This window comes from Luteibacter anthropi, from assembly GCF_011759365.1.
GTDB classification, from domain to species: domain Bacteria; phylum Pseudomonadota; class Gammaproteobacteria; order Xanthomonadales; family Rhodanobacteraceae; genus Luteibacter; species Luteibacter anthropi.
In genome coordinates, this window is the sequence record NZ_JAARLZ010000001.1 from 447,692 (window position 1) to 466,442 (window position 18,751).

At 63.5% G+C, this 18,751-nt stretch carries 20 protein-coding genes; 8 read left to right on the top strand and 12 right to left on the bottom strand.

The genetic code is table 11. The features are described from left to right. Positions 1-134 precede the first annotated feature (134 nt). Entirely contained in the window at positions 135-458 is a 324-nt protein-coding gene (locus HBF25_RS01835) for a DUF3011 domain-containing protein (protein ID WP_166945995.1), read from the bottom strand. Between the two features lie 14 nt (positions 459-472). Further along, positions 473-1,264 carry a MipA/OmpV family protein gene (locus tag HBF25_RS01840; RefSeq protein ID WP_166945997.1) on the bottom strand — a complete coding sequence of 264 codons (792 nt, stop codon included), beginning with the start codon at positions 1,262-1,264 and terminating at the stop codon, positions 473-475. Positions 1,265-1,462: 198 nt separating this feature from the next. On the opposite strand from HBF25_RS01840, the gene HBF25_RS01845 reads away from it, so the two are divergent. Both HBF25_RS01845 and HBF25_RS01850 read left to right on the top strand, forming a co-directional pair. Then, a complete protein-coding gene (locus HBF25_RS01845; protein WP_208392366.1) occupies positions 1,463-2,170 on the top strand; it encodes a response regulator in 708 nt (235 codons plus the stop codon). Positions 2,171-2,176: 6 nt separating this feature from the next. After that, positions 2,177-3,460, top strand: coding sequence for an ATP-binding protein (locus HBF25_RS01850; RefSeq protein WP_166946001.1), 1,284 nt, complete (start codon positions 2,177-2,179; stop codon positions 3,458-3,460). Between the two features lie 681 nt (positions 3,461-4,141). Here the strand turns inward: HBF25_RS01850 and HBF25_RS01855 are convergent. Together HBF25_RS01855 and HBF25_RS01860 are read right to left on the bottom strand one after the other, a co-directional pair. After that, positions 4,142-4,432 (bottom strand): hypothetical protein, encoded by a 291-nt coding sequence (locus HBF25_RS01855; protein ID WP_166945872.1) that lies wholly within the window; start codon positions 4,430-4,432, stop codon positions 4,142-4,144. Further along, complete coding sequence (locus tag HBF25_RS01860; protein WP_166946003.1) at positions 4,429-4,719, bottom strand: hypothetical protein; 291 nt, start codon at positions 4,717-4,719, stop codon at positions 4,429-4,431. The genes HBF25_RS01855 and HBF25_RS01860 overlap by 4 nt, the downstream gene beginning before the upstream one ends. 1,241 nt (positions 4,720-5,960) lie before the next feature. Here HBF25_RS01860 and HBF25_RS01865 point away from each other — a divergent pair. From HBF25_RS01865 to HBF25_RS01880, 4 genes are read left to right on the top strand one after another with little or no spacing between them, the layout of a single operon-like run. Continuing rightward, complete coding sequence (locus tag HBF25_RS01865; protein WP_166946005.1) at positions 5,961-6,644, top strand: DUF3348 domain-containing protein; 684 nt, start codon at positions 5,961-5,963, stop codon at positions 6,642-6,644. Between the two features lie 10 nt (positions 6,645-6,654). Then, positions 6,655-8,937 (top strand): DUF802 domain-containing protein, encoded by a 2,283-nt coding sequence (locus HBF25_RS01870; RefSeq protein ID WP_166946007.1) that lies wholly within the window; start codon positions 6,655-6,657, stop codon positions 8,935-8,937. Beyond that, the gene (locus HBF25_RS01875) at positions 8,934-9,584 is read left to right on the top strand and encodes an OmpA family protein (RefSeq protein WP_166946009.1); all 651 of its coding nucleotides are present in this window, start codon (positions 8,934-8,936) and stop codon (positions 9,582-9,584) included. Before HBF25_RS01870 ends, HBF25_RS01875 begins: the two co-directional genes overlap by 4 nt. Continuing rightward, positions 9,574-10,122, top strand: a complete 549-nt coding sequence (locus tag HBF25_RS01880; protein ID WP_243852948.1) for a DUF2894 domain-containing protein — start codon at positions 9,574-9,576, stop codon at positions 10,120-10,122. Before HBF25_RS01875 ends, HBF25_RS01880 begins: the two co-directional genes overlap by 11 nt. A 52-nt stretch (positions 10,123-10,174) precedes the next feature. On the opposite strand, the gene HBF25_RS01885 is transcribed toward HBF25_RS01880, so the two are convergent. Together HBF25_RS01885 and HBF25_RS01890 are read right to left on the bottom strand one after the other, a co-directional pair. Next, positions 10,175-11,401 carry an MFS transporter gene (locus HBF25_RS01885; protein ID WP_166946013.1) on the bottom strand — a complete coding sequence of 409 codons (1,227 nt, stop codon included), beginning with the start codon at positions 11,399-11,401 and terminating at the stop codon, positions 10,175-10,177. Between the two features lie 165 nt (positions 11,402-11,566). After that, the gene (locus HBF25_RS01890; RefSeq protein WP_166946014.1) at positions 11,567-12,205 is read right to left on the bottom strand and encodes a TetR/AcrR family transcriptional regulator; all 639 of its coding nucleotides are present in this window, start codon (positions 12,203-12,205) and stop codon (positions 11,567-11,569) included. A gap of 91 nt (positions 12,206-12,296) precedes the next feature. Between HBF25_RS01890 and HBF25_RS01895 the strand changes: the two genes are divergently transcribed. After that, positions 12,297-12,962 (top strand): O-methyltransferase, encoded by a 666-nt coding sequence (locus tag HBF25_RS01895; protein WP_166946016.1) that lies wholly within the window; start codon positions 12,297-12,299, stop codon positions 12,960-12,962. A 3-nt stretch (positions 12,963-12,965) separates the two neighbouring features. Here the strand turns inward: HBF25_RS01895 and HBF25_RS01900 are convergent, their stop codons facing one another. The 4 genes from HBF25_RS01900 to HBF25_RS01915 form a co-directional block, all read right to left on the bottom strand. After that, entirely contained in the window at positions 12,966-13,469 is a 504-nt protein-coding gene (locus HBF25_RS01900) for a P-loop nucleotide/nucleoside kinase family protein (RefSeq protein WP_166946018.1), read from the bottom strand. An 11-nt stretch (positions 13,470-13,480) separates the two neighbouring features. Continuing rightward, positions 13,481-14,089, bottom strand: a complete 609-nt coding sequence (locus HBF25_RS01905) for a 2-hydroxychromene-2-carboxylate isomerase (RefSeq protein ID WP_166946020.1) — start codon at positions 14,087-14,089, stop codon at positions 13,481-13,483. Positions 14,090-14,097: 8 nt separating this feature from the next. Continuing rightward, a complete protein-coding gene (locus HBF25_RS01910) occupies positions 14,098-14,898 on the bottom strand; it encodes a CmcJ/NvfI family oxidoreductase (RefSeq protein WP_166946022.1) in 801 nt (266 codons plus the stop codon). Between the two features lie 143 nt (positions 14,899-15,041). Beyond that, positions 15,042-15,935 (bottom strand): LysR substrate-binding domain-containing protein, encoded by an 894-nt coding sequence (locus tag HBF25_RS01915; protein WP_166946024.1) that lies wholly within the window; start codon positions 15,933-15,935, stop codon positions 15,042-15,044. Between the two features lie 134 nt (positions 15,936-16,069). Between HBF25_RS01915 and HBF25_RS01920 the strand changes: the two genes are divergently transcribed. Beyond that, positions 16,070-17,044, top strand: coding sequence for an alpha/beta hydrolase (locus HBF25_RS01920; RefSeq protein ID WP_166946026.1), 975 nt, complete (start codon positions 16,070-16,072; stop codon positions 17,042-17,044). 84 nt (positions 17,045-17,128) lie between these two features. On the opposite strand, the gene HBF25_RS01925 is transcribed toward HBF25_RS01920, so the two are convergent. Further along, entirely contained in the window at positions 17,129-18,448 is a 1,320-nt protein-coding gene (locus HBF25_RS01925; protein WP_166946028.1) for a type II toxin-antitoxin system HipA family toxin, read from the bottom strand. Beyond that, positions 18,448-18,696, bottom strand: a complete 249-nt coding sequence (locus tag HBF25_RS01930) for a helix-turn-helix domain-containing protein (protein ID WP_166946030.1) — start codon at positions 18,694-18,696, stop codon at positions 18,448-18,450. Before HBF25_RS01930 ends, HBF25_RS01925 begins: the two co-directional genes overlap by 1 nt. Between the last annotated feature and the right edge of the window lie 55 nt (positions 18,697-18,751).

Below are 18,751 nucleotides of genomic sequence, written 5' to 3' on the forward strand. Positions count from 1 at the left end.
AGGCGAAGGTCGCGTTACGAGGAATCCGTCGGGGGGTGTCACCGTGCCGCACGCCTGCTCCGTCATGGGTCGGGCGGCCTCGGCCGCATGGCGGCAGGATAAAGGATCGCCGTCCAGGCGGTAAGGACGCGGCCTCAGTCGTCCACGAGGATGTCGAAATCGGCGCGGCAGCCCTTGTCTACCCATACGGAGTGACGGCTCCAGCCCCAGCTGCGTCCGTATTCGCACTCGGATACCGACAGGCGCTCGCGCAGGCGCACCTTCAGCAGGCGTCCATCCACCTCGCATCGACGATAGGCATTCTCGTAGCTGGCACAGGACAGGCCTTTCGACTCGCCGCGATCGCGACCATGGTCCGGATCGTGGCCGCGCCAGCCGGGATCGGCGGCGCATCCGGCGAAGAGGATCAGGCCGAGCAGCGAGAGGTAGTGCAACACTCGTACAAAGGTCACGTACATGGTGTGTTCCTCCCTCAGAAGCGGTAGTCGACGGATGCGCCTGCGAGATAGCCCATCTTCTTCTGCACGATGGGGCTGTCGCCGACGTCCTTGAGGTAGCGGGTGCCTTCGGCCGTGAAGCGGGTCATCCAGTGTTCGCCGAAGCGGTGCGTCCAGGTCACGCCGGCCGTGGCCGCGTGCAGGCCCGCGCCGGGCGCAAAGCGCTGGAAGTGCGTATTGGCGGCCTGTTTATCCGTGACGCCGAAGTAGGTCTGGTTGTAGTCGGCGTTGCCGTAGTGGAGGGCGGCATTGAGATCGATGCTGTCGTTCTCGCCGCTCCAGGCCAACACATGGCCGGTGAGGTGGTAGCTCATGCCGTAATCAGCATGGTTCACGGCCTTGCTGGCGACGAGACCGATGTCGGCACGCTGGCCAAGCTTCAGGCCCATGCCCACATTGGCGAGCACGGACGGCTTGATATCACCCATGCCCTTGAGGAAGTCCGAGCCGGGGCGCGCCACGTCGTCCTGGTCCTTGCGGCCCGCGTCCATGCCGGCCGACGTGGTGATGAAGAACTGGTCGGTAAGGCGGAAGCGAAACCCGACGCCCTGCATGCCATCGATGAAGAAGCCATTGCGGAAGGTGAAGGAGGCATCCAGCAGCGGGGAGACGCGGTAGTCCTTGCTGCCGGCATAGCGCGGCACATAAGCGGCACCCAGGCCGACGTAGGCCGGCGGGGGCGTGTCGCCGCTGCTGTCCTGGGCATGCGCGCAGGGAGCCAGCAAGGGCAGGGCAAGGGCGAGATACAGGGGGCGGATCGATTTCACGGGGGGGTACTCCGGACCTGGGAATGGGAACAGGACAGGAGCGTAGGTACCCTGCGGCGGAAAGACTGTGGGGTCTTTGCGGGGCAATTGTGCTTATGTGTAGATGCCGGTTACAAATAAACACAATTTCGCCGGCGTAATCGATGGTGGGGCGCCGGGGCCAATGCTATGTTGCCGACGAATCCGGTTCGTGACGCCATGCATAGACTACTTCTCATCGAGGACGACCAGCGCCTCGCCGCGCTCGTATCGGAGTTCCTCGGCCGCTACGCCTTCGACGTTCGCATCTGCCCGCGGGGTGATATCGCCGTGGCGGCATTCAACGACATCGCACCCGACGTGGTGGTGCTCGACCTGATGCTTCCCGGCATGGATGGTGTGGAGGTCTGTCGCCGTCTGCGGCAGTTGAGCGACACGCCCATCGTGATGCTTACGGCACGTGTGGATACGATGGACCAGATCTCCGGGCTTGAACTGGGGGCAGACGATTACGTGCTGAAGCCCGTTGAGCCACGCTTGTTACTGGCGAGGATTCGGGCAGTGATGCGCCGGACGACGGCGGCTGAGCGCACCGCGGAAACATCGCGCGATAACGTACTGACGTATGGCAACCTGCGCATCGATGAGCTGTCCCGCGACGTAGCCTGGAAGGGCGATCCGGTGGACCTGAAGACCACCGAGTACAACCTGCTTTTGGCGTTCGCGCACGCACCAGGTCGTGTGTTGAGTCGCGACGAGTTGATGAAGCAGTTGCGAGGCATCGAGTTCGACGGGCTGGATCGCACCATCGATGCGGGGGTGTCGCGGTTGCGTCGCAAGTTCGACGACATGGCGCAGGAGCCGCAGAAGTTCAAGACGGTGTGGGGCAGGGGCTACCTGTTCAATCCGTATGCGTGGGACGAGTAGGCCGCCATGTTGCGTACGTTCTACAAGCTCTATCTTTTTCTCATCCTGGGGTTGGCAACAGCCGCCGTCGTGGTGGTGCCTGCCATGCAGTACGTGCTGCTGATACGCCTGAGCCCTTCAGATGCGGAGGATTTACGCTCCACCATGTATGTCCTTCGCGACATGCTGGCCAAGCAGGACGCCGCAAGGCGGCAGAAGACCCTGGATGAAGTGCAGCCATCACTGGCGATGATTCGTTTTGAATTGATGGATCGCGCACGGATTTCCCTCTCGGAGGAGCAGGGCCGGCAACTGGACCTGGGTTATGCCGTGGATATGGGGCCGGACGATATTCTGCTCGCCATTCTGCCATCGCATCAGGTGTTGCATACGCAGCAGATTCGTTCGCTCGGTTCAAGTACGGTGTTCCGGTTACTGGCCTGGTCCATGGTGGCCGCGGTGATGCTCGGTGGCTTATTTCTCTGGCTGCGATCACATTGGCGGGATCTTGAAATACTGCGCGAGGCCGCGCAGCGTTTCGGTGACGGCGAACTGCATGTGCGCTCCGGCCTCCCCGCACGGTCCAGCGTGGCACCCCTGGCGACGCGCTTCGACAGCATGGCCTCGCGCATCCAGACCCTGGTATCCACGCAGAGCGAAATGATCAATGCAATATCGCATGAGCTGCGCACACCCATCGCGCGCTTCGGCTTTGCGCTGGCCCTGCTGAAATCCAGTGATGATGAGGACGAGCGACGCCGCTATATCGACATGATGTCGGAAGACATCGGCGAGCTCGACCAGCTCGTAAGCGAGTTGCTTTCCTACGGCGCACTGGGCCAGCCGGGCCGCGAGCCGGAGCGCTGCAAGGTCAACGTCACCGAGTTCATCGACAGCGTAACCGGCAGCCTCGCGCTGGAAATGGAACTGCGGGACATCCATTGCCACGTATCGGTGTTTCCAGCGGATGCGGTGGCACAGTTCGATCCGAAGCTCACGGCCCGCGCCCTCATGAATCTCATCCGCAACGCCATGCGCTACGGCCGTAGCCACATCGACATCACGGCCACCATGGAGCGCGGCATCCTGGTCATCCGCGTCGACGACGACGGCATCGGCATCCCCGCCGCCGACCGCAAATCCATCTTCGAACCCTTCCACCGCCTCGACCGCAGCCGCGACCGCAGCACCGGTGGCTTCGGCCTGGGCCTGGCCATCGTCCGCCGCGCCATCACTTCCCAGGGCGGCCACGTCGACGTAGGCGACTCCCCCACGGGCGGCGCCCGCTTCACCCTCCACCTCCCCCTGTAGGAGCGCGCCTCGCGCGCGACCGGTTGGAATGGTGTCGCTCCGTAGTAAAGCGGTCCTTGTGGTGCGTCGTTTCGTAGGGAGGGCTCGCCTATCGGCCTCGCGCTCGGCGCCTGTGGCGTGGTCGCTTAGAGGCGACGGGTGCGGCCCTTGTCGCTCCGGCCTGCGGTGTCCCTCGGGAAAGGAGGAGCCGCTGCGCGGCTCAGTGTTTTATGGCTTACGCCCCTTCGGGCCCGGGGAGCGGGCGGGGTTTTTCGACTCGGCTCCTGCCTCGGCGAAAAAGGCCGGCCTTCCTGGCCGGCCCCGCTTCGCGGCCTTTTCCGCCCGCTCCCCTCACCTCCATCAAGTCGCGTCAAGGGCCGCCCCCGCCGCCTCTACCGAACGTGATCGCAGGCTGTTGTAGGAGCGCGCCTGCGCGCGACCGATTGTCACGAACACCATCATCGTTTCGATTCCACCGGTCGCGCGCAAGCACGCTCCTACAACTTTTCCGCCCGCTCCCCTCACCTCCATCACCTCGCGCCAAGGGCCGCCCCCGTCGCCTCTCCCCACGTGATCGCAGGCTGTTGTAGGAGCGCGCCTGCGCGCGACCGGTTGTCGCGAAAACCATCATCGTTTCGATGCATCCGGTCGCGCGCAAGGCGCGCTCCTACAGGGATACGGTGTCGTCGGGCGCATCGCTTCCTACCGCGACATCCCCCAAAGCCAGACCGCCCCCAGCGACGCGCCCACCAATCCCGCACTGGCCGCTTCAAACACCATGCCCGGCCACACCTCCCGCGGCAGCAAACATCCATGCGCCGCCATATCCCCCACGGCAAACGACCCGGCGATAAACGCCACAAACGACAACACCGAAAACATCCGCGCCCCCGTCGCCAGCGAACACCTCTGGCCATAACTGCTCATGTAGACAAGTAGGTTCACCACCAGCAACACCAGCGCGACACCCACTTCCCATAGCCCCACGATCATTTCGCCCCTCCCAGCGCACGCACCTCGTCCCACATGCGCCGCACGTTCGCCTGCCTGGTGCATTGCAGGCCCATGCGATACAGCACGTTGACACCCGACATCGCCCGGGCGACGCACCGCTGATTCGGCAATTCGGTTTCCGCCATGTATTCGGTCAGCACCGACTGCATCGCCTCGGCATACGCCTGCCACGCGGTCGCGTCATTCATCAACGTATCCATGCTGGCCTCGACATTCAGGCCAAAGCTCCCCTCGCCGAGGACGCCTTCGTCTTTCGGATCACTCATGGTTTGGTTTTTCCCTGGTACGCCGCCTTCCGAGCGGGGCACGCCAAGGGCCGTGCCCCTCATCGACTCGGGCGACGAGATCTCACGATTCCCGCGCTTTGTCCGGTTTTCTCACAGGCAGGGCGCTACGCGCCGGGTGCGACGGCAGAGCCAGAAACCGTGAGAAATCAGGATGAACGCGGGCGTTAGCCGCGTCCTGACAGGTGTTTAGGACGTCCCTGGACCGTCCGGGACAGACGGTGGGTGTGAGAATGCCTTAAGATTTGGCACAGCCATATCAACTCCTTTGGATAGTTGGTTTGGTCAGCGGGCGGAGGTGTTAGCGCACCTCCGTTCCGCGTCTTTCTCGATACGTCGAGCGATGGTTGTCTGCCGAGCCATCAACGAACGAGCAGACAACGCGCACACCGTACCAAATTGCGGATGCGTTTGGGTATGGAAATATTCTCAAAAATCGCCCCCGTCGTTCCTGCGCACGCAGGAACCCAGCGCCCCGGTTTGCCAGCAAACACGATGACGTTGCATCGGCTTTGGCGCCAACCGTTTCGATATCCATCCAGCGCCACACAATCCCTGTAGGAGCGCGCCTTGCGCGCGACCGGATGCATCGAAACGATGAAGATGTTCGCGACAACCGGTCGCGCGCAGGCGCGCTCCTACACGACAGTAGTTACGTCAGGTTAGTCGTGATGTGGCGCCGGTCGCATCGGCGATCCATCGTGCGACACCGCATCTCTGTAGGAGCGTGCTTGCGCGCGACCGGTGGAATCGAAACGATGATGGTGTTCGCGATAACCGGTCGCGCGCAGGCGCGCTCCTACAACAAGCTGCCGCGACGTGGGGAGAGGCGGCGGGGGCGGCCCTTGGCGCGACTTGATGGAGGTGAGGGGAGTGGGCGGAAAAGGCCGCGAAGCGGGGCCGGCCAGGAAGGCCGGCCTTTCCTGCCGAGACAGGATGTCGAGTCAGGAAACCCCGCCCGCTCCCCTTGCCCGAAGGGGCGCAAGCCATAAGACACTGAGCCGCGCAGCGGCTCCTCCTTTCCCGAGGGACACCGCAGGCCGGCGCGCCAAGGGCCGCCCCCGTCGCCTCTAAGCGACCACGCAGCAGGCGCCGAGCGCGAGGCCGACAGGCGAGCCCTCCCTACGAAGCAGAACACACCAGCCCCGAGCCCATTCAGCTTCCCACGGCCCACCCCACGTTTCGCGTGTAAAATGCCCGTCTTTTGGCCAGTAGACCCCTAAGTGCAGGCACCTGAACGAACGACTGTCCGCGGCCCGACGTTCATCCGCTTGATCGCCCGTCTCAGCCGCGCCCCGGCGCCGCAGCCGGGCGGCTCGCTGCCGGACCGGCTCAGCCGCTGGCTGGCCTGGAGCCATGCCATTGCGCTGTCCACGGCGCTGGACGGCAAGCTGCCCGAGGCTCCTGAGGATGCCCCCCTCTTTGGCAGTGCCGTGGAGGAGGAGTGTGTCCGGGCTCGGGCGCAGCTGGCCCAGGCCATCGTGACGGGACGCGAGCCGGTGGCCGTGCCGGCACGGGGTGGGCAGGTGCCTGCGGCTGATGCGCCGCCCGAATACGTCGTTTTCCGCCAGCGTTACCTCACCATGCAACGGGCCATGCAGGCCGCCACCGGGCGCCTGCGCGGCGACCTGCGCGATATGCTGGCCGGTCGTTCCCCTGACATGGGGCGGCTGGCAGAGGTGGATGCCGTGATGGAGCGCTCCTTGAGCCCGCTCGAACACGGCCTGCTGGCTAATGTCCCTATCCTTCTCGCCGAGCGCTTCGAACGCCTGCGTCGCCTTGCCCCGGAAGACTCCCTCGCGTGGGTCGATGTCTTCCGCAAGGACATGCAGAGCGTGCTGCTCGCGGAGCTGGATGTCCGCTTCCAACCGATCGAAGGGCTGCTTGCCGCCCTTCGCGCCAGTTAACCGGAAAATCATGTTCAGAAACCTTATTCCTTCCGTCGTGTTCCTTGCCGGCCTGGCCGTGGTCTGCTGGATCGGTGTGGGCTACGTGGGCTCCAATCCGCTCGGTGCCGCCATCGCGATCCTGGTGGGCGTGTGCTACCTGGCCGGTGCGATGGAGCTTTACCGCTATCGCCAGGGCACCACGGCGCTGCGTTCGGCGGTTGGCGAACTGAATGCGGCACCCGAGAGCATCGATGGCTGGCTGACCCGCCTGCCCGAAGGCCTGCGCAATGCCGTCCGCCTGCGCGTGGCGGGTGAGCGCGTGGCGTTGCCCGCACCAACCCTTACTCCTTACCTCGTTGGCCTGCTCGTCCTGCTGGGCATGCTGGGTACCTTGCTGGGCATGATGGCAACGCTGCGCGGCACCGGGCTCGCGCTGGAAAGTGCCACCGACCTGCAGGCCATGCGTGGCTCGCTGGCGGCACCCGTGAAGGGGCTGGGTTTTGCGTTCGGCACATCGATCGCGGGTATCGCCACGTCGGCGATGCTGGGCCTGCTTTCGGCGCTGGTCCGTCGCGACCGCATGCTGGCGGTGCAGTCGCTTGATGCGAAGCTCGGCACCACCTTGCGCGAGCATTCGCAGACGCATCAGCGCGAGGAATCCCTGCGCCTGATGCGGCAGCAGGCAGAGGCCATGCCGCTGCTGGTGGATCGCCTCGAAGCGATGATGGCGTCGATCGAGAAGCACAACGTGGACGCCACCGAGCGCCAGCTCGCCAGCCAGCAGGCGTTTCACGCCACGGCGGAGGCGATCTACACGAAGCTTGCCGCGTCGGTGGAGCAGTCGCTTAAGGAAGGCATCGCGGATAGCGCGCGTGCCGCCAGCGCGTCGATCCAGCCTGCCGTCGAGGCCACCATGGCCGGGCTTGCCGGTGAGACTACCGCCCTGCGCGAAACGGTGACGCAGGCGGTGCAGCGTCAGCTGGACGGCCTGTCGGCGGGTTTCGATGCATCCAGCAAGGCACTGTCGAGTACGTGGGGGGATGCCTTGTCGCAGCAGCGCGAAACGAATGCGGCGCTTGTGCAGGATCTGCAAGGCTCGTTGGCGAAGTTTGCCGATACGTTTGAAAAGCGCTCCGCTGATCTGGTCGATGGCGTTGCAGCGCGTCTGGATGCGGTGGGAGCCGGTGCGGTCAGTGCATGGAATGATGCATTGGCGAAGCAGGAAGCGGCCAACGATGCGCTCGGGTCGCGTAACGCCCAGGCACTGGATGTCGTTACGGCAGCCTTCGGCGAACGCGCTGCCGCCCTCGTCGATACGGTGAGCCGCTCGCATGCCGAGATGCAGTCCGTGCTGGAGTCGCGTGACGCGCAGCGTCTTGCGCAGTGGAAGGACGCGCTGGCTGAAGTCACTACCGGCCTCAACACCCAATGGACGCAGGCCAGCGAACAAGCGTTCGCAGGTCAGCAGGCCATCGTCGACGGATTCGAGCGCACGGCGAACGAGATCGTTGCCGGTGTGCAGGTGCGTTCCAGCGAAACCATTGCCGAAGTTGCGCGCCTGGCGCTGGGCTCGGTGGACGCACTTGGCTCGGTCGCCACGACCTTGCAGTCCCAGTGGGAACAGGCGGGTGAAAAGGTTGCCAGCCAGCAGCAGGCCATCTGCGACACGCTGGAGCGCACGGCTGAATCCATCACGGCCAGCGCAAAGACGCATGCCGGCGAAACCATCGCCGAGATCTCGCGTCTGGTCGAGGCCGCGGCCGAAGCGCCGAAGGTGGCGGCCGAAGTGGTGGGCGAACTGCGCCAGAAGCTGTCGGACAGCATGGTTCGCGATACTTCGATGCTGGAAGAGCGCACCCGATTGCTGGCCACGCTCGAAACCCTGCTCGATGCCGTCAACCACGCATCGGTCGAACAGCGCACGGCCATCGATGCCCTGGTCGGCACCTCGGCCGAACTGCTTGAGCGTGTCGGTACGCGCTTTACGGATCACATCGAAGCCGAGACGGGCAAGCTGGAAACCGTGGCGGCACAGGTCACCGGCAGCGCGGCGGAAGTTGCGAGCCTGGGCGAGGCCTTCGGTGCGGCCGTGCAGATGTTCGGGCAATCGAACGACCAGCTCATGGAGCGTTTGCAGCACATCGCCCAAGCGCTGGACCAGACCTCGACGCGCAGCGACGAACAGCTGGCCTACTACGTCGCACAGGCGCGCGAAGTGGTGGACCTCAGCGTGCTGTCGCAGAAACAGATTCTCGAAGACATGCAGCGCCTCGGTGCCTCGCGTGAGAGCGAAGGAAACGACGCCGCATGAATGACGAGATCGATCTCGAAGGGGAATCGTCCACTCCGATCTGGGCCGCCTTCGGCGACCTGATGTCGGTGCTGCTGGGTGCCTTCGTGCTGATTCTCGTGGGCGTGATCGGCGTGCAGCTGCAACTGACCAGCCGGCTCGACCAGGAAGTGAAGCAGCACCAGGCGGAAACCCAGCGGCGCGTGTCGCTGGAGCAGGCGCTGGCCGTGCCGCTCGCCAGCGGCCGGGTTACGCTGGTCAACGGCCGCATCGGCATCAGCGGCAGCGTGCTGTTCGCACTCAATTCCGATCAGCTCCAGCCGGAAGGCCTGGAGCTGTTGAAGAGCCTCGCCGGCCCGCTCACGGCCTACCTGCGCTCGCGCGATGAAATCCTCATGGTCAGCGGTTTCACCGATGATCAGATCGTGCACGAGGGCAACCGTCGCTATGCGGATAACTGGGAGCTGTCGGCGCAGCGCGCGCTGACCGTGACCCGTGCGCTGGTAAGTGAAGGCGTGCCTGCGTCGTCGGTGTTCGCGGCGGCGTTCGGACAGGAGCAGCCGGTGGCATCCAATACCGATGAGGATGGCCGGGCGAAGAACCGCCGCGTGGAGATCGCGCCGATCCCGAAGCCATCCAATGCGCCCGCGAACGCCCATGGTCCGTGAAGCGACCCGCGCCATCCGGCATTGCCTGATCGAGGCGCTCGAACGCCGGGCATCGTCGATGGAAGGTCCCGCGCGGCGCCTGCTCGACGAGCGCATCACCGCGCTGCGCGCGACGCCTGAGGAAGCCGGCGACGTCGTTGCGAGCGAACGCACGCGTGGCCCTCTGGGCCAGCTGGTCGATGGCATGACGCCCCCGGCACCTACCTGGCCTGAGCTGCCGGAGCTGGAAGCCTTTCATCTGCTATGGGATGCACAACGCTCCGAAAGCCAGTTCCGCCAGTCGCTCGATCATGTGCCGACGGATGCCGGGCCGCTGAATTCCAGCGCGCTGGTGCATCGCTCGATCGCCTTGATGCAGGAACTGTCGCCGCCTTATCTGCGCCACTTCCTTTCCTACGTCGATGACCTGTCCTGGCTCGAACAGATGAGCGCGGCATCGGCGCCGGCAGTAAAGGAAAGCCCGAAGCCGAAGGCGGTCAAGGCACCCAAAGCTCCCAAGGCGCCCGCTGCGAAGAAGCGCACGCGCAAGAAGACCTGAGTGGGTGTGAGAAGAGGGGCGCCGGGAGGCGCCCCTCTTTTTCAAGCAGGTTTCAAGCGGACGCCGTGCGCTCGTGTCGCCGGATGGTCGTCGCTAGTCCGATGGCCGCGCCGATGGCAACCGGTATACCGATCAGCCAGGGCAGCGTTGCGGCCATGCCATACAGAAGCATTCCCGTTGCCGGACCTGCGGAGTCCTTCAGGTCATTGACTGTCGAGACCGCCGCCATATAAGACGCGCGTGATTTCGGGGGAGCCAGGGCATTCACCGTAACCGGCACCAGGGGACCGAACAGCACCTGTGCCAGGGAGAACAACGTCACGCTGGCATAGAGGGTGAGCGCCACCGGTGGCAGAAGCAAAAGCAGGAAGGCAGCGGCCAGCGTCATGCCGGATGCGATGACCAGCGGGTACGACGAGATGCGCTCGCTCCACTTCGTCACGGGCCATTGCAGCAAGGCCATTACGGCGGCACCGTAGGTAAACAGCAGGCCCACGCCAGAAGGTGACAGTGCGTGCTCCCCGTTGGCATACAGGGGAATGACCGCCGCCGACCAGCCGTCCACGATTTCCAGAAGCACGAACCACAGCAACAGCATGGCAAGTCGGCGGTCGCGGAAGGCGGGAAACAGCGCGGACAGCCCTTCTTCGTCTTCCTCATCGTCGTGCGCCGATCGCTCTTCCAGCGGACGCGTTTCGGGCAGCAGGCAGAACACAAGCAGTGCAGCGACCAGAAGCGATATTCCGCAACCGACAAACACGGTGTTCAGCGATAGCAGTGCCAGCGCGGCACCCAATGCGGGACCGGCAATATGTCCCGCACCGGATGCGATGCGTGCCGATGCAAAACGCATGCGCAACCGATCTTCCGGCACCACATCGGCAATCACGGTCTGTACGGTCGGATGCAAGGCACACTCGAAAATGCCGATCGCCAGCAGGCATAAAGCGATGGCGAATACACCGTGCATCTGCGAGAGAAGCACGAAGCCAAGCCCTACACCAAGCGTGGAGCACAGAAGCACGGGGCGCCGTCCGATGCGGTCGGCGATGCCACCGAGCAGGGGCGTGGCCAGAAGCTCTCCGCCGGCATAGCAGGCGAGCAAAAGGCCGATGTAACGCGTGGGAATACCCGCCTCATGCTGCGCCCACAGGGCGAAGAACGGCATCAGCGCGCCGTCGGCGAGGCTGGCAAGGAAAAACAGGAAGAGCCCGAGGCGGTCCGGGGCGATGGGGCCGCGGCCAAGGAGGGGCGCGGCAAGGAACGTAGGTGGTTTCATGTCGTCAACTCATGCGCAAGGACGCGAATGCAGGCATTCGCGATACGGAGCGCGTTGGTTGACGTGAACGCTTACGACAGCCCGGTCAGGGCCGCGAGCGAAACGTAGCAGGGCCTATCCGGCACTTCAAGTGCAGTCGCCGGGCGTATGGCGCAGCAAACCTGGCTAGGACGATCTGGCCCCACAACTCACAAGGTAAGCGCAAAGCATGTCCGCGACGGCATCGGAATAGGCGGAAATCTCGCCCGCATCGTGGCGTTGCTCGGAGAATTCCTTGCCGAGGGCGCCGAGCGTGGTAGAGACGATGTCTGTCACCGTGGCAATGGTGGTTTCAGGGGCTGCAGGCAGCACCTCACGTATGAACGTTTCATAGCGTCGCGTTCCCTCGGTCCTCAAATCATGGGCTTCCGGAGCGACGCGGTATAGCGGCGCCGCATCGTTCAGCGCTGAGCGTACGCCGACTTCATCGCATTCGGACTGGATGAAGGCATGCGTCAGCCGACGAAGTCGTTGCAGGGGCGAGGTGGCCTTGTCTTCAAGGATGTCCCGCATCATTGCCGAGGTCTGCTGCCATTCATCGCTTTGCAGGCGAAACAGGATGGCGGCCTTGTTAGGGAAATACTGGTAGATGGAGCCGACGCTGACGCCGGCCTTTTCGGCCACTCGGGCCGTGGTGAAGCGCTGCGCGCCTTCCTTGGCCAGAACCTGAGCTGCGGCTTCCAGGACGATGGCGATCAGCCCTTCAGAGCGTGTCTGCTTGGGTGATTTCCTTAAGGAAATCGTTGGGTTGCGGCGCTCTGGCATGGGCGGGTCCTAATGCGATTAGAAAACCTGACGAATTGATCGCATTCTAGTCCGGCGTCGACCAGTACGCATCTGCCCCGGAGATTCTCCCTTGTCTACCCTGACCTGCGCCCCCGTGGCGCCTCTTATCGACCGTCTTTTCGACGAAGCCGCCCGCGCTTCGCCGCTCGACGTGCCCGCCGTGGCATCGCTGACGGCAGGCGAACGCAATCGCCTGATGCGCAGCAAGACCGACTACCTGGACTTCTATGGGCACCTGAAGGACATGCCGCTGGCGGTGTCCCGCGAAACAGGCATGTTGCTCTACATGCTCGTACGCCACAGCCGTGCGCGTAGCGTCGTGGAATTCGGTACGTCGTTCGGCATTTCCACGTTGTATATCGCAGCGGCACTTCGTGATAACGGCGGTGGTCACGTCATCACCTGCGAGTTCGAACCGTCGAAAGTGCAGCGTGCGCGCCGGCACCTTACGGAAGCGGGCCTCATCGACCTCGTGGAAATACGCGAAGGCGATGCGCTGCACACCTTGCGCAGCGACCTGCCCGCGTTGGTGGATGTCCTGCTGCTCGACGGTGCCAAGGCCCTCTATGCCGACGTGCTCGACCTCGTTGAAGCGAATCTGCGGCCCGGTGCACTCGTGGTGGCCGACAATGCCGAGTACAACCCCGAGTATCTTGACCGGGTACGTTCGGCGGGAGGCGGATACCTCTCCGTCCCCTTCGCGGATGACGTGGAATTGTCTCTGCGTCTGTACTGAGGTTCAGGCCTGGGCGACGACCTGTACATCGCGTATCTCGATTTCCACATCGTCCATCGGCTGCCAGTGATCGCTGGCCATTTCGAAGAACGCTTCCGGTACCTCCATGGCGAAGGTGGGGCCTTTCTCGCGGTTGCGCCGCTGGACGCGTTCCCTGCGAACCTCGCGGGGTGCATCGAGCAGGTAGACGGTCATGTCGTAGCCGGTTTCGTCGACCATGGCGTAGAAGCGTTCTCGGCTGGCCCGTTCGACCAGCCCCAGTTCAAGCACCACGTCGTGTCCGCGATCCAGGATGTCGCGGGCTGTGGTCCATATCTGGGTGAAGCAGCGTTCCTTGCGTTCGACGTACCAGGGCATGAGGCCTTCGGCGGGACGGTCCGGGCTGAACAGGCGGACGAACCAGGCATCGAGGATCAGCGCCGGTGCCGCGTGCAGCAACTGAAGGCTGGCGACATACGTGGACTTGCCGGCACCGACCGGGCCTTCCACCAGATGAATCCTTGCCATGCGTGCTCTCCTTAAAATCGTATTGTAGCGGAGCGATGTTTCAGGGCGAACGCCATGGCGTCGTCGAGACGGTCGTCGCCCCAGAACATTTCGTCGCCCACAAAGAAGGTGGGGGCGCCGAAGATGCCGCGTGCTGCGGCCCGGTTGGTCTGTTCGCGAAGTTTGTCCTTGTTTGCCGTGGATACGGCTTCATCAAGAATGGCTTGCGCAGGCAGGCCAAGCCGGTCGAGCACGCGGGCAAGGGTATCGGCGCTGTCGATATCCTCGTCTGCGGCGAAGTTGAGCTTCATGACTTCACGTGAAAACGCAGCGATCCACGGCTGCTGCGCGCCGACGAGTGCGACTCTGGCCGCAAGGATCGACCGTCGCGGAAAGACACTGGGCACCGACCAGGGAAGGTCATAACGCTCGCAACGCCGGGCCATGTCGCGCCATACGTACTGGCGTTTCAGGTCCTGCGACACGAAGGGCGAGGATTCCCAGCCCAGCGACTGGAAGATCGGGCCGAGCAGGAAAGGGCGCCATGCGATATCCACGCCGTGCCGTCGCGCGAGTGTTTCAATGCGCATCACCGACAGATAGCTGTAGTTGCTGCCGAAGTCGAACCAGAACTCGATCATGGACGGTCTCAATCGAAGATGACGAGGCAGCGGGCCTCGATGCTTTCACGCAGGGGCGTGCCTGCCGGCACGTCCGGCAGTTCGAAGGCGGCGTGGGGGGTGTAGCGCGCGACGCCGCTCACCTGCGAGTCGTATTGCTTGAAAACCAGGGCTTCGTGCCGATCCATTCCGGAGAAGTACGACCACCGGTGACGATGGCCATGGCGAAGCATGTAGATCTCGCCCTTGCGTTTCGGGTAGTGGACATCGGCGACCACCAGCTCCGAGGCATCCACCGTACGGGCATCGCAGACGGCCAGTGGCGTATCGAGCACTGGCCCCCGGATGGATCGCCAGACATTGACGATGGCATAACGAGATCCATTTGCCATGGCGGCATCTTCGCCGATCACCAGGCCCAGGCGTCGCTGCCCGGACTGTTCGGTGTAGTCGTTATGGATGCGGCCGTTGGCGGCGGCAGGCTGGCCGCGTGACGAGCGGCCGAACGACAACGCACGACGGTCCGCCTCGCGCTTGCGTACCAGGTGATCGAAGACGTAGGCACGCGTAGCCCCGGTCGCTGCCAGGGCCAGGGATGCCACTTCCGGGTAATAGACGCGGGCCAGCTCGTCCTTGTCCTCGAAGTCGCGCACACCGGTAGGGGCATCGCACAGCACGAAGCCGCAATCGTGCACCGAGCCCTCTGTTCGGCGCGCATCGGCGATGAACGTGGCACGGATATCGTAATCGGCGCTCTCCCAGGGCTGGCCGTCCGGGGGCGGATAGGCGTACTGAAAGGGGCGCTCCTCAGTGCGAGACAGGTAGCTCATGCTCGCAATGACGCCAGGAAGGCGTTGGGACAGGGGGAGATACACGGCACGGTTCCGGCGAAAAATCCGTGCCTATTGCACCGCCCGGCGGCGGCCCGTTCAAACGCTCAATCCTCATGCCTGCCATGCGCGGGGAGCATGCGTCAGGCGGATGGGCGCGCCTGCGCAACGAGCCAGTCCACCACCGTGCGCGCATCGTCGCCCGTATCTTCACTCAGCAGCCAGTATCCATGATCGCTGCCATGCGGCGCTTCGGCAGGTGCCAGGGCCACGAGCTGTCCTTCCGCCAGCATGGTGCCAAGCAGTGGCACCCGGCCCAGTGCAATACCCTGGCCGGCCATGGCCGAATAAGCCACCTGATCGTACTGGTTGAAGCGCAGGATGCTGCGTGGCCGGCCGTGGGCCATCGCGTGCGTTTTCAGCCAGGTATCCCAGTGCAGCCAGGGACGGGCAGGATCATCGAATTCAAGCAAGACCTGGTCATCGACAAGGTTTTCGCCCATACGCAGGGAAGGATGCGCGACCGGGGCAATCGCCTCGTCGAAGAGATGCAGGGCACCTTCGGGCGCAGCCGATCGCGAGCAGTAGCGAATCGCGAGATCGACGTCTTCCCTGGCCAGATCGGTGAGGCGGTTCTGCGCGGCGATGCGTAGTTCGATATCGGGATGCGCGGACTGGAATTGGCCCAGTCTAGGAAGTAGCCAGAGGCCGGTGACGCCGATGCTGGCACTGAGCGTGACGATGCGACGCCGCGCCTCGTCACCAATGGCGCCTACGGCTTCCTGCAGCTGTTGTAGCGCGGCATCGGCGGTGCGGAACAGGCGCTCACCCTCGGCAGTGAGCGTGATCGAACGATGCCCGCGCACGAGCAGCTTCACGCCCAGCCGGCTCTCCAGTGCATGCACCTGGCGGCTGATGGCCGACTGGGTCAGGCAGAGGTCTTCCGCTGCGCGGGTGATACTCATGCGCCGGCCCACGGCGACGAAGCCGCGCAACGGGTCCATCAGGGACGATAGTGAAAGCAGCGATACCGGCATGGGGCAGGTCCGACGGAGCAAGGCCACATCTTACCGGCGGATCGTGCCCGCTCCCCAGCCGGGTCGCTCCAGCCTTTCGCCACATTGCCGTGTTGCCATGCCAGGACAGGGAATTCATGGCTGGGGATCGGATCATGTGCATACGTATAGCGTCGTTTTTTGCGTTCATCGCCGTCGCGCTGGGTTGTGCCTCCGTGCGCGCCAACGACTGGGTACACCCAGGGCCCGCATGGGAGCCCGAAGCACCACGCAAGCAGGTGCCGCTATGGCCGGAGGGCCTTGCGATAGCCAGGCCGCCCGTGAAGGGGCCGGAGGGCGTATGGAACGAACAAAAACCCGGAGCGCCCGCACCCTTGGTTGCCATCGTGAACGTCAGTCGCCCGACCATGACCATCTATCCACCCAAGGGAAAGAACAGCGGCGCAACGATGGTCGTGTTCCCTGGCGGGGGGTATCGCGTGCTTGCCATCGAACTGGAAGGCACGCAGATCTGCGACGCATTCACCGCCAAAGGCATGACCTGCGTCGTACTCAAGTACCGGGTGCCGGGTTCCGGACCCTGGTGGAATGACGACTGCAACTGCGGCAAGGAGCCAACGGCGCCGATGGCATTGCAGGATGCGCAGCGCACCATGGTGCTCTTGCGACATCAGGCGAAAGCGCTGCAGATCGATCCGCAGCGCATCGGCGTGATCGGCTTCTCGGCGGGTGGTCATATGGTGGCTGATATCAGCAATCATCCTCGCCTGAGCTACAAGCCCGTTGACGATGCGGATAAGGAGAATCCTGTTCCCGATTTCGCCATCGCGATGTATCCGGGGCATCTGTGGGACCAGGACGAACACGGCATGAAGCTGCATCCCAGGAACAAGATCAGCACCAAGGCACCGCCCACCTTCATCGTGCAGGCGCAGAACGACCCCGTCGACGATGTACGTAACTCGGTGAGCTACTACCTTGCGCTCACGAAGGCAGGTGTTCCGGTGGAGATGCACCTGTATGCGAAGGGAGGGCATGCGTTCGCCCTGCGCAAGACAACCGATGCCATCGGCGGCTGGCCCGCGTTGCTGGATACATGGTTGCGCGGGCTGGGGGTGCTCACCGACTGACGATGGTATCCCCCGGGGCACCGGCGGCAGCCATGTCTTCATGGTCGCTACCCGGGGGCTTATCGTCGAACATTGGCGCAATGATCAGGCGGCGAGGCCGAGTCGAAGGGCTTTCAAGCGGCGTCGGACGCCTGCACTGATGGATTGATGCAACGCTTCGGGAAAATCGCCTGGCAGACTGGCTTCGAGCTGGTCGAGTGCGCGGTCCATGTGCGTTGCGATATCGTCGATAGCCCTGGCCGAAAGGGCGGGCGGTATTTTCGCGGCATCTGCACTTTGCTGGAAGTGTCGCGCCTGAATCTCATCGATGCGGTAGTGGCGCTTGTCACCTACGGACATCGCCATTTTCATTTGCTTGCGTTCGATCTTGCGCGCATCCACGGCGGGCTGGGCACTGAGGACATCGTAAAGCGGAGTCAACGCATAGTTTCCGCCCGGGCGAAGAAAGAGGCTGAAATTCTTGGCATGACCATCGGTGGCACCCAGTAGCCAGAACACCAGTTGAGCCTGCAGCACGGTGCGGTGATCCTCGGCCGGACGATCGGCACCGCTAAGAAGCCCGGCTATATCACGGAAGCCTGGACCACCATCGCTTTGGTACTTGCGGGAAGGTGGTACGGAAAGTGCCTGGCAGAAATCTTCCTGTGGAAGACGAATCAGGCGCCCTTCGCTCCAGTGTCGATCAAAACGCTCGATGACCAGGGCCTTGGTGTTGCCAAAGCGCATGATCTGCGCATTGTTCACCGGCAGGCCTAGGTGTTTCAGAAGCTGAAGACAATAGAATTCGTTTTCGACGCTGTCGGAAAGGTCGACGCCGTTGGGCAATGTTCCGATCTGTGTCTTGAACAGGTGCGTGGTTGGCGTGGTTCCGTGGGGTTTCAGCCATTGACCATCGAGGCGAAGCAGGGCGGTCTTCTCCTGGGCACCCGCGATGGATATCCGGAAGTCATCATCCTTGCGAAGCCCCAGCGGGGCTTGTGCCAATGACGTAAGCAGCTTTTCGATGGCCTGATCGTCGACGCGTTCACCGGAGATCGCGGTTGTATCATTCGGTGTATCGTCGTCGTCACTTTCAAGGAATTGAAGCGCGCCAACGCAATCCCTGCCGATAGCGGCCAGCAGGCTGTACGCATCGGGTCCGGCGGCGCCGATTTTTTCTGCCACGCGCTTGCGCAGCTCCGGAGAGTCAGGCAGAAGATTGTCGAATACGGCCACCACGGGTTCACCGTGCCATGCCTCCTCGCGAAGCGGCAGCGACAGCGAAACCGGGAAAGCCTGCGCGCGATCAAGCCATTCGCGATCGTAGCGGAACGCGATGGCTCCGCTGGTTTCCTTGAGCAGATGCCCTACGAGCCGATGGTTCTGATAAACGCGTAACGGCGGATGTCGTCGGCTTCTTGCCATCAGTCAATCAGCTCCCGGATATCGATTCCATGGCGGCGGTCGCCGATCTGGAATTCAAGATCCAGCGCGGCCAGGATCGCCAGGATGGTATCGATCTGACTGCCCGGCTTCCCGTTCTCGATCTGCGAGATCGTGGCCTGCCGGAGCCCGGTGCGCTCTCCCAGTTCGTTCTGGTTGAGTCCCAGGCGCTTACGGTGACGGCGGATAACGGCGCCAATCTGCTTGGTTGAGCGGGCGAGGTCGGGCATGGAATAAGCCTCCTTATCGAAATATGCGCTATCTCGTATAAAAAGGCAATATACA